At 36.8% G+C, this 16,935-nt stretch carries 12 protein-coding genes; 5 read left to right on the top strand and 7 right to left on the bottom strand.

Going from position 1 to position 16,935, the window contains the following annotated elements; translation table 11 throughout:
• Nucleotides 1-3 precede the first annotated feature (3 nt).
• Both AW165_RS00705 and AW165_RS00710 read right to left on the bottom strand, forming a co-directional pair.
• On the bottom strand, nt 4-813 hold the full coding sequence (locus AW165_RS00705; protein WP_060464704.1) for a paraquat-inducible protein A: 810 nt from the start codon (nt 811-813) through the stop codon (nt 4-6).
• Complete coding sequence (locus AW165_RS00710; protein ID WP_060464705.1) at nt 810-1,418, bottom strand: paraquat-inducible protein A; 609 nt, start codon at nt 1,416-1,418, stop codon at nt 810-812. The genes AW165_RS00705 and AW165_RS00710 overlap by 4 nt, the downstream gene beginning before the upstream one ends.
• 1,004 nt (nt 1,419-2,422) lie before the next feature.
• On the opposite strand from AW165_RS00710, the gene aspT reads away from it, so the two are divergent.
• Together aspT and AW165_RS00720 are read left to right on the top strand one after the other, a co-directional pair.
• Nucleotides 2,423-4,108: an aspartate-alanine antiporter gene (gene aspT / locus AW165_RS00715; protein WP_060464706.1), complete on the top strand. Its 1,686-nt coding sequence runs from the start codon at nt 2,423-2,425 to the stop codon at nt 4,106-4,108.
• Between the two features lie 56 nt (nt 4,109-4,164).
• Nucleotides 4,165-5,763, top strand: coding sequence for a bifunctional aspartate transaminase/aspartate 4-decarboxylase (locus AW165_RS00720; protein WP_002116631.1), 1,599 nt, complete (start codon nt 4,165-4,167; stop codon nt 5,761-5,763).
• A 77-nt stretch (nt 5,764-5,840) separates the two neighbouring features.
• On the opposite strand, the gene AW165_RS00725 is transcribed toward AW165_RS00720, so the two are convergent.
• On the bottom strand, nt 5,841-6,395 hold the full coding sequence (locus AW165_RS00725; RefSeq protein ID WP_060464707.1) for a TetR/AcrR family transcriptional regulator: 555 nt from the start codon (nt 6,393-6,395) through the stop codon (nt 5,841-5,843).
• 633 nt (nt 6,396-7,028) lie between these two features.
• Nucleotides 7,029-8,255, bottom strand: a complete 1,227-nt coding sequence (locus AW165_RS00730) for an oxygenase MpaB family protein (protein WP_060464708.1) — start codon at nt 8,253-8,255, stop codon at nt 7,029-7,031.
• A gap of 111 nt (nt 8,256-8,366) precedes the next feature.
• On the opposite strand from AW165_RS00730, the gene AW165_RS00735 reads away from it, so the two are divergent.
• Nucleotides 8,367-9,425: an AraC family transcriptional regulator gene (locus AW165_RS00735; protein WP_005306915.1), complete on the top strand. Its 1,059-nt coding sequence runs from the start codon at nt 8,367-8,369 to the stop codon at nt 9,423-9,425.
• A 130-nt stretch (nt 9,426-9,555) separates the two neighbouring features.
• On the opposite strand, the gene AW165_RS00740 is transcribed toward AW165_RS00735, so the two are convergent.
• Entirely contained in the window at nt 9,556-10,647 is a 1,092-nt protein-coding gene (locus AW165_RS00740; protein ID WP_060464709.1) for a DUF6670 family protein, read from the bottom strand.
• 412 nt (nt 10,648-11,059) lie between these two features.
• Between AW165_RS00740 and AW165_RS19915 the strand changes: the two genes are divergently transcribed.
• Nucleotides 11,060-11,293: a hypothetical protein gene (locus tag AW165_RS19915; protein ID WP_032005361.1), complete on the top strand. Its 234-nt coding sequence runs from the start codon at nt 11,060-11,062 to the stop codon at nt 11,291-11,293.
• Nucleotides 11,294-11,441: 148 nt separating this feature from the next.
• Here the strand turns inward: AW165_RS19915 and AW165_RS00750 are convergent, their stop codons facing one another.
• Together AW165_RS00750 and gltS are read right to left on the bottom strand one after the other, a co-directional pair.
• A complete protein-coding gene (locus AW165_RS00750) occupies nt 11,442-13,277 on the bottom strand; it encodes a monovalent cation:proton antiporter-2 (CPA2) family protein (protein ID WP_060464710.1) in 1,836 nt (611 codons plus the stop codon).
• Nucleotides 13,278-13,472: 195 nt separating this feature from the next.
• On the bottom strand, nt 13,473-14,708 hold the full coding sequence (gene gltS, locus AW165_RS00755; protein WP_014207191.1) for a sodium/glutamate symporter: 1,236 nt from the start codon (nt 14,706-14,708) through the stop codon (nt 13,473-13,475).
• A gap of 431 nt (nt 14,709-15,139) precedes the next feature.
• Here gltS and AW165_RS00760 point away from each other — a divergent pair, with 431 nt between their 5' ends.
• A complete protein-coding gene (locus AW165_RS00760; protein WP_060464711.1) occupies nt 15,140-16,291 on the top strand; it encodes an alpha/beta fold hydrolase in 1,152 nt (383 codons plus the stop codon).
• Nucleotides 16,292-16,935: the final 644 nt, after the last annotated feature.

Here is a 16,935-nt window from a genome sequence, read left to right on the forward strand (position 1 = left end):
CTTTTATTGACTGGGATTAATGGAATCATTATTCAACGGCGGGTGTTCAGCCTGAATAATCTTGGTTTTGTTTGAGGCAAAAGTAGAAGGTTTATTTGTATTTTGAGATGCGTAGAAGTTATCCCAAATAAGTCGTGGGTCAAAACTTAAAGATGCAAACATGGTTAACACGACAACCGCACCAAAAGCGATCGAACCCGGCCCTGCTAAAATGGTAGCAAGCGATTGAATCTGAATGAGCGCTGTTAAAAGTGCCACCACAAATACGTCAATCATTGACCAACGGCCAATAAACTCGACAACTCGATATAATTTAACGCATTGCTCAGGTAAAAATTTCCATGCTGAAGATTGCTGAAGATATACCGCCACCAATAAAAAATACAAAATCAGTAGCTTTAACATGGGAATAAAAATACTGGCCATGAAAATGACTACTGAAACCAGATAGTCTCCACTTTGCCAAAAGTAAATGACCCCACTCATGATGGTATCTTGCTGACTACCCAACAGTGAGTCAGTCACCGTCATTGGAAGTACATTGGCGGGAATATAGAGAATGGTCGCAGCCACCACTAAAGCAAAAGTTCGATTTAAACTCGCTGGTTTACGTGAATGCAGAACACTATTACAACGAGTACAACGTAATACCTGATGGCTTTGGTTGAGTCGTCTCTTTTCATTTTGAGCAGAATTTACAACCCCACAACAGTGACACACAATTAATGAGAGATCTTTGGCTCTTGGGTATTGCTTAAGCATTGACCCTTGCTGCGAGCTTTGTGTTTGGGTCACATTTTTTATCGTTTTCATGGCAGTGACCTATCAATTTCGTTCCATATATCACTCACCTTGATGGAAGTAATATAAACCAACAATACACTCAAGATCGCAAATGCCCATAACGCAATCTCGGGAATCACCAACACCATTCCCATTAACTTCACAAGCGTGACCAAGATTCCAATTAAGAACACCTCAACCATTCCCCACACTCTCATAAAATAAAGTGTACGTAAGGCAAACACTAAAAATGTGGGTCTTTTCTTCAATATACTTACTGTGCCCAACACATAGGAAAGTAATAAAAGATAGGAAAGCGGCACAATAAAAGTGGTGATTAAAATAAGAATGCCAACGAAAGCCCGATCATAATGAAACATTACCCAGACCGCACCCAGTAAGGTAGTTTCAGAGATGTTGCCCTGCAATTCAATTTTTACAATAGGAAAGCTATTGGCAATAACAAATACGATCAACGCCGTTAAGATTAAAGCCAACAGTGTCGAAAAAGGTTTGGTGTGCCGATAGAGTTCAGCACCGCAGCATAAGCAATAAGCTCTTTTCCCATAAGCAAGCGGGGTTCTACGATAGACAGTATCGCATTCCTCACAACCTGCTAATTCTTTAAGCTTCATAGTTATACTCTGAGATTTATAGTTTTAACTGTGTCACACAAAACTCTTTTTATTACTAAGGTAAATTAAAATATAAATCAATCGAAAAACTACCCAAGTCATCATAAATTTTGAGATGAAAATTACCGTGTACTGTTCAATATATTATTGAAACTGCTGAATAATCTGTACAAATTCTGTGGCCAAATTAAAATAGAACCTAAAAGTCAAAGGCTTAAGCTGAGATAACCCAGTTTTATGACCAAAATATCTGAGATCAGCATGTGACAGCACAGAATCATCAAAAATTTAGCATTTCTGAACAGTACGGCATGTGAGTCATTGGGAAACCAGTACGAAAGAATAGCGTATTAGTTATACACGCGGACAGAGATTTACTTAAAAGTATGAGCGGTCATAGAGTAGTTAAAGTTTTTTAATAACCATAAACCTCTCTTTTTAATATGATAATTTTAATTAAGATATAAAATAAAAATATTAATCACTTTCACATTCAAATATACATTCCATTTAAGAACGGCAATTTCAAATCTTATATTTTTCTTTAAAAATAAATGTCATTATAAAGATTAATTTAAATATATTAAAAATTAATTTATGCGACACAATTATCAAAAAACCAATTTTAAGTAGATTGTTTTTTAATTTATATAAAAATTAGGACCAGCCTAACAATTAAAAATTAATCACTTAAATATCAATAAACTAAAAACTTGTTTTCAAGATTAGATATAAGCAAGACGCTTTAATTTCATAAAATATTCTTTATATTATTGTAAATAAATTTTATCTATGATTAAAAAATTAATAGTTGATTTAAACACTCAGAATTACCACCACCCCTTAGATCACAAGCATTTTAAACTCATTAATTCTTATAATTAAACTTAAAAAAACCACCAAACTTAAAGGTTTGCTTAAGTAATTTTCATATTGTATTTTAAAAATGAAAAATAAATAAATTTATATATTAAAGATAGATCTAATAATAAAGTGAGATCAAAATGATTGAATGGTTACAAGGTGTTTTAAAGCACAGCCCCGAAATATTATTGTTCTTATCACTCGCAATAGGCTTCTGGATTGGACAATTCCAGTTTGGAAAGTTTCAGTTTGGCGGAGTCGCAGGCTCCTTACTCGTCGCAGTTGTTTTAAGTCTTATTGGCGTACCTGTCGATAACGGCGTTAAAGCAATTTTATTTGCTCTCTTCATTTACGCAGTCGGCTTTGAAAGTGGTCCACAGTTTTTTAAATCACTGGGTCCACAGTCCATAAAAGAAATTTTATTAGCAGTATTCATGGCAGTGTGTGGTTTAGTCACTGTTTTAGTAATGGCTAAAATTTTTCATCTCGATAAAGGCTTGGCTGCGGGTCTCGCTGCGGGCGGCATGACTCAATCAGCGATTATTGGGACTGCGGGAGATGCAATTTCTAGACTCGATCTCCCACTCGCAGAAATTCAAAGACTTCAAGCAAATGTCGCGATTGGCTATGCGGTCACTTACATTTTCGGTTCATTGGGAGCAATTATTGTCTGTGTGAATATCTTGCCTAAATTTATGGGTAAAGAAATTCACGACGATGCTTTAAAAGCTCAGAGTGAGCGGCTAAAAGGTGCTTTTGAATTAGCCCCAGGCCAAGAACTGGCAATCCCGGAAATTGTTGGCCGTATTTATAAAGTTAAACAAGCCAATGGGCAAACTATTGCGGAAATTGAAGCAAAAGAGCCGAGTATTACGATTGAACGGTTAAAACGTAAAGATCAGTTTATTGATGTCGCTCCCGAGCTAACTTTACAAACAGACGATGTCATCTTATTGGTTGGTCGCCGTGCCAGTGTGGTTTCAGTTGCCGAGCAAATCGGTAGCGAATTACAGTCATCGCAAGGTATGGAAATGATTATGGATACCAGTGATGTCATCCTAAGAAATTCCAAATATCTCAACCGCACCTTAGGAGACATTAAGGCCAATACGCCTGCGTATTTAAAGCACGGTATTTATGTACTTGCAATTAAGCGTAAGGATGAGCCACAACCTTTAAGTGATGACACTGTTTTACGACAAGGCGATGTGGTCACTGTATACGGAACAAAAAGCGACCTCGACCGCTTGGTGAAAGAAGCAGGTAAAGCCCTACCTGAAAGCTTAAAAACGGACTGGATTTTCCATGGTGCAGGCCTTGTGGTCGGTTTGGTGATTGGTCTTTTTGTGATTCGTTTGGGTGATGTGCCATTAACGCTAGGAGCAGGTGGCGGAGCTTTACTATCAGGTCTTCTGTTTGGTTGGATTCGAAGTCGAAATCAAGTGCATGGCAATATGCCTTTAGCGGCTTCACAGCTTCTTAAAGATTTGGGTCTTGCAGGCTTCGTTGCTGCCGTCGGCTTACAATCAGGTTTACAAGCAATTCAAACCATTAAAGAAAGTGGTCTTTCACTCTTTATGATAGGAGTTGTGGTAACACTGGTTCCTCTCCTACTTTCCATGCTCTTTGCTCGTTATGTTCTGCGTTATGACAACGTTGCAGTAATGGCAGGTGCACTATCTGGTTCACGCAGTGCAAACCCTGCATTTGGTGCAATTTTAGACAAAGCAGGAAACTCGATTCCGACCGTTCCATTTGCAATTACCTATGCCCTAGCAAATGTGTTCTTAACCCTACTCGGACCACTGATCGTAGGCTTGGCCTGATTTTATACATTGAATTAGAAATTTTATTCATCCCACTATAATTAAGGAGACGTCCCATGGGGAAAGTCGATTATTCTAAATACGCAAAACTCAGCCCATTTGAACTAAAAGATAATTTAATAGAATTAGCTCAAAGCAGAACTGACCGAATGATGCTAAATGCTGGGCGTGGTAATCCAAACTTTCTTGCTACCATCCCACGTAGAGCGTTCTTTCAACTGGGTTTGTTTTCTGCGACCGAATCCGAATTTTCATTTTCCTATATGCCGGAAGGTTTAGGTGGCTTCCCGCGCCCCGTTGGACTCCAGTCACGTTTTGATAACTTCATTTTGGAAAACCGTGACAAACCCGGTGTGGTCTTTTTAGGCAAAGCCGTATCTTATGTGCGCGACCAGTTAGGCTTAGATCCAGATCTTTTTTTACTTGAAATGGTTGAAGGGATTTTAGGCTGTAACTATCCAGTGCCAGACCGAATGCTTCGAGTCAGTGAAACGATTATTAAAGAGTACGTCTTAAGAGAAATGGGCGTACAAGGCATGCAAAAAAGAGACTTAGATTTGTTTGCGGTCGAAGGCGGAACAGCCGCAATGGCCTATATTTTTAACTCATTAAAAGAAAATAAAATTATCAAAAATGGCGACCGTATTGCCATTGGTAGCCCTATTTTCACGCCATATCTTGAGATTCCAAAACTCAATGACTACCAGCTTGAAGAAGTATTAATTGAAGCCGACCCTAAACTCGGTTGGCAATATCCAGAGTCGGAGCTTAGAAAGTTAGAAGATCCGTCTATTAAAGCATTCTTTTTAGTCAACCCAAGTAACCCACCATCGGTGAAAATGAGTGATGAAGGACTTGCGATTTTGGCCGATATCGTCAAAAAGCGCCCTGATCTGATTATTTTGACCGATGACGTTTACGGTACGTTTGCAGATAACTTCAAATCACTTTTTGCAATCTGTCCTGACAATACAATTTTGGTTTATTCATTCTCTAAATACTTTGGTGCGACTGGTTGGCGACTCGGTGTCATTGCACTTTCAAATAACAATGTGCTTGATAAACAAATTGCGAACTTATCGAAAAAAGAGAAGAAAGAGCTTGAAGAGCGCTATTCATCTTTAACTACCGACCCAGCAAGCATTAAGTTTATTGACCGTTTAGTTGCCGATAGCCGAAATGTTGCTTTGAACCATACCGCTGGTCTGTCTACCCCGCAGCAAGTTCAAATGGTTTTATTTGCACTATTTAATATGATGGACTCACGCCAAAGCTATAAAAAAGCTGTTAAATCTGTTGTTCGTGAACGCGATGCAGCACTTTATAGACAGCTTGGTGTCGAGGTTCCAACAGATCCGAATGCTGTGGACTACTACACCCTAGTCAACCTTGAAAACACATCACGGACTCTCTATGGAGATGAGTTTGCCGATTGGGTTATGAAAAATAAAAATCCGACCGAGCTATTATTTAGAGTAGCAGATGAAACAGGTGTGGTTTTATTACCCGGTTCTGGCTTCGGTGTGCAGCACCCTTCTGCCCGTGCATCTTTAGCTAACCTGAATGAATACCAATATGCTGCAATTGGTGATTCTCTAAGACGCTTTGCAGATGAAGCTTATGCAGAGTATTTAAAAACTAAAAAAGGCAAATAAGCACCTATATACAGTGAGGCTCTAGCAGCCTCACTTTTTCCTTTCTGTTCTTTAATTTGCTATTTCAGTTTTTCAATTTAAGCATTTATTTTTAAAAAGTAAGTCAGCAACTGATCAGGCTCTTCATTTTGGCTTGAATCTAAAAGACCAAAAATCGCACCATCAATCATAAATACAAAAATATCTGACTCTTCATACGTAGCCCTTTTTTTAGATTCTCGCAGAACCCAGAAAATTTCATTTTTAAGCCATCGCCTATAGCGAATTGCGGTTTGATATGCATTTGGATAAAGCTGTTTAATTTCAAAAATCGCTTTAAACAACAGATAATACGCACCTTTTAAGTCCGCATGTAAAAGGTAAATTTGTCTAAGCGTAAGAGACAAATCTGGATATTGACGAGATTCACTTACCGCTCTCACTTTTTCTTTTAAGTGTTCTTTTTGAACCAACAAACACATTTCAATTAATCTTTCTTTGGAGTGAAAGTAATTGTAAAAAGTGGCTTTAGTCATCTTGGCTTCACTAACAATTCGGTCTACCCCGACCTTGTTAAAGCCATATTGTTTAAATAAATCTGCTGCTGTATAAAGCGCTCGAGTTGCTCTAAATGAAACTTCTAAATTTTTCATGTATACCGCTTAAAATAATTTTTTGTTGTATATAAAAGAGATAGAAATACCGTCACTCTTAAAATGAGTGCTAAATACAGGCATGCAAAAGCCCCACAATAATGGTGTGCTCACCTATCTCTGGTTTATTGTTGCTATGTTTTAGTCGTAACGATTCTTAAGGTGTAGAAACCTAAAGTCGATTACGTCGTTTTAAAGACTGTTTAAGCGGTATGGGTAGAGAGAATTTGGCAAAGGCCAATAAAGAAAAAGAATTAGTACGCATAGAGGACTCCTCATGTCTAAAGAAGTTCTACCGAATTACTGTCAAATAATTATGGTGGCAGAACGAGAGAAGGTTGACAGACTGGTTAGACGCCAGCACACCCGAAGGTGTCCCTCTCCCGTCCTACCGCAACGGGAGGAGACGAGAAGCTTACACACAAGAGTATTCCTCAGAAGGAATATTCTGATGCGGTCTAAAACAGCCTGTCAAAGCCGGCTGGCAATGTAGGCCAGCAGGCAAAGGATAGTGCTCAACACTATTACAGTCAAGCACACAAAATGACATCTGTTTTAAATTAGATCATTAAAAAAGTAAGGATAAATAATTAAAATTTATTATTAAATTTGGTTTATACAACTATTTAATCATTATCCCCTCTCATAACTAAGATCAGCCTGAGTATTTTTAATGATTTGTTGCATGAACTCATTGCGTTGTTTAGCTTTATATTTACCTAAACGATCAATACCATTAGGTAGAACACGTGCAACTGAAGTGACAACAAAATTCTTAGCAAATGAACCACCGACTAGTGCGATGCCTGTCATTGATTTTTTTGGGAAAGTTAATGAGCTTGCGATCTCTTTACCAAGCATTAAATGAGCAAGAGTACTAATATAATCTTGGGTCATTTTTCTTTGAATACGGTCTATAAGTTTATTTTGATCAATGCGTATTATTTCATCTAAGGATTGCCACAGAGCACCTCCTAACATGGCAGATGTCTCATCAGGGATAAAAACTTGATGTAATTCGATCCAAGTTAAACGCCAAATATCTCGTTCATTCGTTGGAACAAGTGAAGGATGCACCCCAACAACATGTGCTATTAAACGCCACAGGTGAAAAATATCTTCACGCTCCTGTTTCGCATAAAGTACTCCTAAAATATTTGCACCCAAAGTTGCAAGTAAGGCGAATGGTAAAATTGTTGCAGTGTAAATAACTTGATGAATAGGTTCATCCCACTGATCAAAATTCCAGTCATTTTTGGATTTCATAGCTTTGCGCATATGTGCATGGATCATTCTTATTCGTATACATGCCTTATATCCCGGACTAAAACGACTAGACATACCATTCGGAGCAGTGACATCATTAAACCAATTTAATGTTTCTACAGCACGCTTTCCTGCTTTTTTATAAAGATCTCCCGATCTTAATAAAACGTGATTGGCAACTGGAGCGACATAACTCACAGCCAAACCAGGAATAAAAATGGCAAAAGCTTCTTTACCTATTAATTGATAAAAACGAGTAGCACGCTCCAGCCTTTTATGATCTACCCAATATGGGAAGTCATCCACTACAGCAAAAAAATCTATGAGTTCTTGAGGTGGGTTATCGACAGTCTCAATTCCATATTCAAGAGCTTGATTAAACATATGCCTAGATGAAGATCCAACTCTATGCATACATTCAACTAAATTATCTGCTATAGGATCACCAATTTGTCTAAAGCAATTAAAGGATGCTATCTGTGCTTCTGTAGCGTTCGGTGCATCTTTATTAAAAAATCTAGAGGCTACATTGAAAGGAAACTGTTTCATTGCACTTGGATTTTCAACAATTGCATAAGAATATTTATCCAGCATCTGGGAACTCAAAATGATCAAATATTATTTTTATAAGTTATTAAAAAAACTCTTCACACAATAGGTGTAGATATGCCATATTAATGATCAATTTAGGCCAAGACTAAATATATGCAAGATCCTTTTGGATTATTTCATGAGACCATATCCATTTCTTATGCCCGTCTTTTATTAGAGATTTGCGAAAAATATGATATTAGTGCTGCGATTCTTCTAGAAAATACAGGACTATCCTTATTAGACATCAAGCAATATGATGCAAAGATGAGTGCACATCAATGGTCTAAATTAGTAGCCAATGCACTTCGGCTGACTGGTAACAACCGTCTAGGAATAGAATACGGATCAGCTTTACGACCAACGGCCCATGGCTCATTAGGTTTTGCTTTTTTGAGTTGCGTAGATGTAGAAACAGCTCTAAATCTTTGCCAACATTTTTTCTGTACACGTATTCAAAGTTTCATACCTAATTGGACTTTCGACGAAAAACTTGTATACATTTATCTAGACGATGTTCATCCAGTAAAATTAGGTGATGAACAGCAGTCTCAACAACTAAGAGCATTTTTAATTGAAAGTCTTTTATTTGGTGGAATTCATTTATTAGAACTACTTATTCAAGAAAATTTAGAGGAATGTGAAATTTTTCTAGATTGGTGTGAATCTTCAGATTATGAAGAGATTTTAAATAAAAATATAAAATATCATTTTAATAGTAAGCGGAATGCTATAGCTTTTCCTTTAAAATATTTAAAACAGTCCAATCCACAAGGTGATTTAGTTGCCTTCCAACAAGCTATTCAATACTGTGAAAAAGATAAAGGTTTAATAGTAAAAGATGCCACACATCATTTGCAAAACTCGATAAAGATGGAACTTTTACATAATTTTAATAAAAACTATCCTTCTCTTCCCGAGATTGCTAAACGTTTAAATATGTCTGAAAGAACGATTAAACGCCATTTACAGACACAAGGAACTAGCTTTCTTCAACTTCTTAATGAGATTCGTTTCAAGGAAGCAAAAAAACTTTTAGCAAAAGAACAATATAATATTCAAGATATTGCAAACTTGATTGGATATGAAGAGTCTACTAACTTTGTTAGGGCTTTTAAAAAATATTCAGGTATAACTCCTCATCAATATAGAAAAAAATTAAAGTCTGAATAGGCTGTACATTCAGAAAACAGAATGCACAGCAAAATTAGCTTCGTCTAGAGTTTCTGGACAATAAATCCCATCCACTGATAAACCTGATCAACTTACCTTGCTTATTTGGCAAGTTAAAAGCAATAAGTTTCTACCTTCGGTCGATATATTCTAAGTAACCCCTTCCCACTAATGGCTGATCATAGAATTCGCCTTGCCATGCATATGAAGAAACAAAACCAGCTGCCAATCCGAAACAATACGGGGTATCTACATGTGCTGAAATATCTAAAACCTTTTGATTGTTGTGATAAGCAACCCAGCAAAAAGTATTTGGTACATTCATTGAAAAATTATCGGGAGTAATCTGCGGTTCTTCTTGAAGACTCGTTACTTCAAAAAGTATATCTCCATTATATTGAATTGACGTTCCATCAATATGACGATAGTAAACAGAAGTCAAAATGGGTTGGTCTTCATAGCAAATAAAAGCCAGCAATAACTGCTGTTCGTGGTCAATATTAATAACTTGATAGCTAAAGACTTTTACAGGAAGTTGAATATTCTCAACTAACCATTTGTTTTTGAGCATTGAGGTAGCTACAGCTTTCCAAGACTCCAACGTGCAAAGTCCTTTAATACTCTTACTATTGCCTTTTTGTTTAATGTAGCCGTCATAATGCATCAAGACACTAAAATGTTTATAAAAAGCACTATAGGCAAACCATGAAATAGCTTTGGTAGGCTTTAAATGAAGTTCTAGTTCTAAATCTTCTCTTTTAGTAATTAATATAAATCCATCACCATCCTCATGCATGACACTCTGATTGTCAAAATTAATAGCGAAAGGAGTTTGGTTAAACTTGATATCATTTTTGATTGAAAATGTTCTGTAGGCCTCAGGCGTTGTCGATAATGCTGTTCCATGTACCAAAGAAGCTGTATCCCCTTTTCCATCTTTAGACATTTGATAGTTGGTATCTGTAATCGTAAATCCAACATAACCTAATACCGAAGCCCAAGATAAATATCGAAATGGTTCAGGTAAGTCAGGAATCATGACCCCGTAATGTGTACTACCAAAGCGCTTATAAAGAGTATGAGGACTGAGTTCAAACTCTTTTGGCAATGTTGCTTGTCGCTCTGATGTAACAGCTCCCAACAATGAGCCTGAAAGTTTGGCAACCTTTTGATTGGCTCTGTCTTTAAAACTTTTTGGTAATCTATCGCTTGAGATTAACATTTTTAAGATCCTTTATTTTTATCTACTTAAAAAATGAAGTTCCATATTAGAACTTGATTATTTGCAATTGAATGTTAATAAAGGACATCTTGATCTAAGCAAATGCACTAAAACAAAAAAGCCAACTCTTTCGAATTAGCCCTAATTACCTCACGACCACGTCTGTGAAAATTGCTTTTGATTTTATTGTTCGCAACAATCTTCATCATTTTTGTTATGAGTCTAAATTAGCCTTTCTTTATGACATTTCGATTAAAAAAACATCCAAAATCTCTCCTAAACAAACTTCATACATAAAATATGTGTTTTAGAGAACTACATCACAATTTATATACCTGTACATTTTAAAGGCATATTCCGCTAAACGACTAAGTCTATTATGCTTAAGTCATCTAATTGTTAAGTATGTATGATGGAACAGCAAACTTTATTACAAGAACTGAACTCACTCATTGAATACTACTCAAAAAGAACCGATTGCCCTCCTACTCGAATACGCATCGGCTATAGGGCGTATGCAAAATTGATGCAGTGCCCGCCTTTTGCAGATGAAGTGATGAATTCAGCCCTAGATCCAAATAAGCGAAAATATAAAAAGTTAAAAATTAAAATTACAAAAGATGATGACCAATTAGAGCTTGAGTAAGTTTTTAAGAGTTCAAAATAAAAAGTTCTTCACCTCTTCTATTTGCGATTTTATTTATATAACACCCCAGTGAAATGTACAGCTTGAGAGCATTTATAGTCATTCCGTAAAAGCTCTTCTAAACAGAACTTTTACAGATATTTTTATACTAATTGAGACTTTCATTATCTGAGGCGTCTTCTTTATTTAAAATCCGCCCTTCTTGTTTTGGTCGAATCAATGGCGCAGTTGGTCTTGGATGATGAGTATGTGTATATTGCATACCTACTCCTGCATTGACGTCATCTGCCGCAATTTCAGTTTCAAAACGCTCATTATCCAAATCTCGAATTTCTTCGGTAATTCTTTCTACTTCGTCTTCATCCACACCAAGTTCTTGCAAAATCACGCCGCCAAACTTAATGGCAGATTCAAACGTTTCACGAATCATAAAGTCCACTTTTTGTTTAACTAAATGCAGTGAATGCTCGCGGTCATATGAACGCACTAATAATTTCGCTAAAGGAAATTCATGGGTCACGAGTTCTACAATTCTATTGGTCGTTTCCTTGCTATCGACACACACCACAATCGCTTGTGCTGTTGCGGCCCCAGACGCATGCAGGATATCTAAACGGCAACCATCGCCATAATAAATTTTAAAACCAAATTTTTCGGCGTTTCGTATCATGTCGGTATTATTATCAATAATGGTGACATCGACACCTCTTGCTAATAATAATTGACTGGTGACCTGTCCAAAGCGCCCAAAACCGATCATTAAAACACTACCACTTAGCCCGTCGGCAATGTCGATGTTTTCTAATGAAACCTTCGTTTTTGCTTGAGTAAAACGTTTAAAAATAATACCGACAATTGGGGTCAACACCATTGAAAGCACAACAATGGCGGTTAAATTAGATTTAACGGTACTATCAATAACTTGTGCACTTAGCGCAGCCGAGAAAAGTACAAAGGCAAACTCTCCACCTTGAGCCATAAGTAAAGCGCGATCCAACGCTTCTGTATGAGGGCTTTTCGTTACTCGGGCGACTATATAAATCATCAGCGCTTTGACAAACATCAGGGCAATTACGCCACTCACAATAAGCTGCCAGTTCTGAGCAACTACCGATAAGTCCAATGACATACCGACCCCAAGGAAAAACAGTCCCAGTAATATTCCTCGGAATGGTTCAATATCCGCTTCAATTTGATGTCTAAAGGTCGATTCAGATAAAAGTACGCCCGCCAAGAAAGCACCCATTGCCATAGTCAAACCACTGACTTGCATGAGTAACGCCGCGCCCAACACAACCAATAAAGCCGCGGCAGTCATGACTTCTCGGGCTTTAGCAGCGGCCAACAGTCTAAATAATGGGTTCAGTAACCAATATCCTGCCGCAATAAGCCCTGCAATTGCGAGTAAACCAATTCCTATATTTTCTAGACGCACCGATGTGCTTTCAACCACATGATTCGGTGCCATAAAAGCAACAATAGCCAGCAATGGCACAATGAGTAAATCTTCAAAAAGTAGGATGGCTACAATTTTTTGCCCACGTGGCTGAGTCAGATCACCCCGATCACCCAAGAGCTGCATCACAATTGCAGTCGAGGTTAAGACGAACCCTGCGGCACCAATAAATGCCACTTGCCACGTAAAACCAAATAACAGCCCAACGCCAGTCAAAGCCAGCGCACAAATGATGATCTGCAATGTACCAAGGCCAAAAATTTCGCGTCTAAGGCTCCACAAATGTGAGGGTTGCATTTCCAAACCAATCACAAACAGGTACATCACGATTCCCAACTCGGCAATATGCAAAATTGCTGTGGAATCTTGAAAAAAAGCAAAACCGAATGGGCCAATAATTAGACCCGCAATTAAATAACCTAATACCGAACCTAAACCAATACGTTTAAAAATAGGAACTGCAATGACAGCAGCCGCCAACAAAACCACGGGGGCAACCAAGCTAATTGAATGTGCTTCTGAGCTCATACATTTCTCATTTTATTTATCTGCAATTTATTCTATGTGAAACGAGGTTTAAGGGCGATTATTAGTTTTGAGAAAAAGCATCCTAAAAATAAAATGGCTTGAGTCATACGAAAATAAAAATTGAGCCTATAAATAGGAATCAAATATTCATAGACAAACACCCATAAAAAAAAGCCCTAACGGGCTTTTTTCAAATTAAGCAATGAATTTCAACATGAGCTGAATAACCGTTGCATTAATTAAGTCGACAAAGAATGCACCACAAAGCGGAACAATCAAGAAAGCCTTATGCGATGGACCATACATATTAGTAATGGCCTGCATATTTGCAACGGCGGTTGGAGTTGCGCCCATACCGAAACCACAATGGCCTGCTGCTAACACTGCTGCATCATAGTTTTTGCCCATAACGCGGAACGTCACGAATGCTGCATATAAAGCCATCGTAATGGTTTGCGCACCTAAAATTACAACTAACGGGCCTGCTAGGTCGGCAAGCTGCCAAAGCTTTAATGAAAGCAATGCCATTGCTAAATAAAGCGATAAAGACGCGTTACCAAATACATCAATCGCACGGTCAAAAATATCAATTTTCAACACACTTTCTAAAATGTTTCTTAAGATTACACCGCCACCAAGTGCCCAAACGAAAGTTGGTAACTCGAACCAAGTTCCCTTACTAAAGCCAGTCATAAATTCAGCAAACGCTAAACATGCTGCAAACATACCCAGTGTAGTAATTGCATTATCGGCAGTAATTAAACGAACTTGATGCGGATTTTCAAACGGAGCAAGATCATCTGAATTTTGTTCAAGATGTGTGTCACGATTTTGGATTTCAGCATTGGTTTTTGGTTGAGCAAGACTGTAACGATTAATAAGTAATTTCGCTAAAGGCCCACCAATCACACCACCAATAATCAAGCCAAAGGTCGCACTCGCCATACCTAATGCTAAAGCACCCTGAATACCATGCTGACTTTCTAAAATTTCACCCCATGCGCCAGCTGTACCATGACCACCGGTTAAGGTAATTGAACCAGCAATCAAACCAATAAGTGGGTCAAGACCTAATAATGTCGCAAGACTCATACCAACAGCATTTTGCACAACAATAAATGAGGCTACACAAATTAAGAAGATGATTAAAGCAGTACCACCTTCTTTAAGCTTCATAAAATTGGCACTTAAACCAATTGAAGCAAAGAACACGAGCATAAAGCTGGTTTGTAATTCGCTACTAAAAACAATACTGTATCCCCACAATGTGTGGACAAGTAAAGAAACTACAGCAGCAACCAAACCACCAGCTACAGGTTCAGGGATATTATAACGTTTTAAAAAATCAATACGATTAACAAGAAAGCGGCCCAACAATAAGACGATAACCGCCGAAATTAGTGTATAAAAACCATTAAAAACAAATTCCATATATACTACTTTCTGATTACATTCCTAATGGATTGTAAAATAATTATATTTTATTTTTTATTATTTAAAAAAAACACAAACAAACTTTACAAAAACCCTCTTTATTTAATAATAATCATATAAATCAATTTGTTATTTTGAGTATTTAGTAAAAAATCACAATGTATCTTCTCCTAAATTTCTATCTTGCTTTGATAATTGTTTTTTAAAGATTTAAATGCTTAAGTGATGAAATCAAGACATCTGGTTGCCTCAATCTTATTACTCATTTTTTAAGCAACAGTATATTTAGCTAAGCTAAGCTCTACTTGATACATTTAAAGAAAAATCCTGTCTTTTGGGTCACTGAACTTCCCTCTCATTCACTTTAATATCCTTCAAAGACCAGCTCTTTATTGCTCTGGGCAACATCTTTATAGGTTTTATATTCAATGAGTTTATTGCTTAAAGTTCGTCAGAACGTTCCACAGCTACAATCTATTAAAAAATCTCTTCAGACACGTGCTGGTCAAAAAATACCTCACATGCTGATCAATGCATCAGATCTCTTTTTCAGAGGCCCTCAAATAGCTTTGTCAGGAAAAACACCTTTTGATGTGATTCATAAGCATGAAATCATTACCTTACGCCATTATAAAAATGAGACTGATACCTTCACTCCTAAACACCGCGTACCTTTAGTTATTGTTCCGCCACTAGCAGTGAACATGCTCATTTACGATTTGTTCCCTACTCGTAGTTTTGTACGTTTCTTTTTAGCCCAAGGGTTTGATGTTTACTTAATTGACTGGGGCATACCAACCCGACACCAAGCAAAATACAACTTCGGTACTTATATTAAAGTTTTCATGCCAGAGATGTTAAAGCAAGTTCGCCTACACAGTGGTCAGCAACAGCTTTCTTTGCATGGTTGGAGTTTAGGCGGCGCACTTTCGCTGTGCTATACCGCATTGTTTAAAGATAAAGATATTAAAAATCTAATTATTCTCGCTTCCCCTATCGACACACACAAAGCAGGTTATATGGGGAAACTATACGGTAGTCTTACCAAACCTACCGAATGGGTTCGCAAACATACGCCATTTCGTATTCGTCATCATGTACCAAGTGAAGCATTTCATATTCATGGTTGGCAAAATACCCTTGGTTTTAAATTAACTGACCCGATTGGAAATCTGAAAACATATTGGGAACTTTTTAAGAATCTAGATAACCGAGAGTTTATTGTCGACCATGCAACCTCAAGCTCATTTATCGATAATATGTTGGCCTATCCGGGCGGTGTCATGCGCGATATTATTCTCCGTTTCTGGATTGATAATGAACTGTCTAAAGGTGTAGTTAAATTTGGTGAACTTACCGCCTATCTAAAAGACATTAAATGCTCTGTGTTAGCTGTCGGTGGTAACACAGATATCATTGTCACAGCTGATGCTGTTAAACCACTCATGGATTTAATTAGTAGCCAAGACAAAACATTTAAGGTGGTACCAGGTGGTCATATGGGCGTAGTTTCTGGTAGTCAAGCACCCACTACGGTCTGGCCAGAAGTAAGTACTTGGTTAGCTACTCGTTCAGAATAATTAATTCAAAATCAGTAAAGCCAGTGTAGTCAGTTCTATGCTGGCCATAATTCAAATTTTATAAATCTGATATTCTAGTTTCATTTATATTGCAGTAGTTTTTTCTCTTAATTCAAAAGCAGCTCATTACTAGATGACACAAAAATATAAATATAATTTCCTCACTATTAATCACATTAAAAACCCTTCAACACATAAATTTTATTTATTAGAAATATAATTTAATAAAACAATATTTTATCAAATGTTAAAATTTTTTAAATAAATTAATTTTCTCTTATTAATATTTATAAATTTTAAGAAAAGTACCTCTTAAAGTTGATGTTACTTTTTGTTATTTATGTAAAGCTCATATAAACAATATATTTACTTAAGTTATTGTTAAACAAATTTTTTTATAAATTTAATTTTGTAAAATTCGATCATTATTTATACAAATGTAGGCAATCTCTCACAATTATGTAAGCCAAAGCCTACAACCCAAATGATTGTTTTTCTTATAATTAATTTCAGTACATATAAGCACTCTTTACTATTAAATAGAAAGCTGAATATTAATAAAGAGATCTGGAGAAAATGATAAAGTCATCTTTATTAATATAAAAACTCTTAATAATAGAAAAAGAATCTCAAAAATTAATATG

Source organism: Acinetobacter sp. LMB-5 (assembly GCF_001541635.1).
GTDB lineage: Bacteria > Pseudomonadota > Gammaproteobacteria > Pseudomonadales > Moraxellaceae > Acinetobacter > Acinetobacter pittii.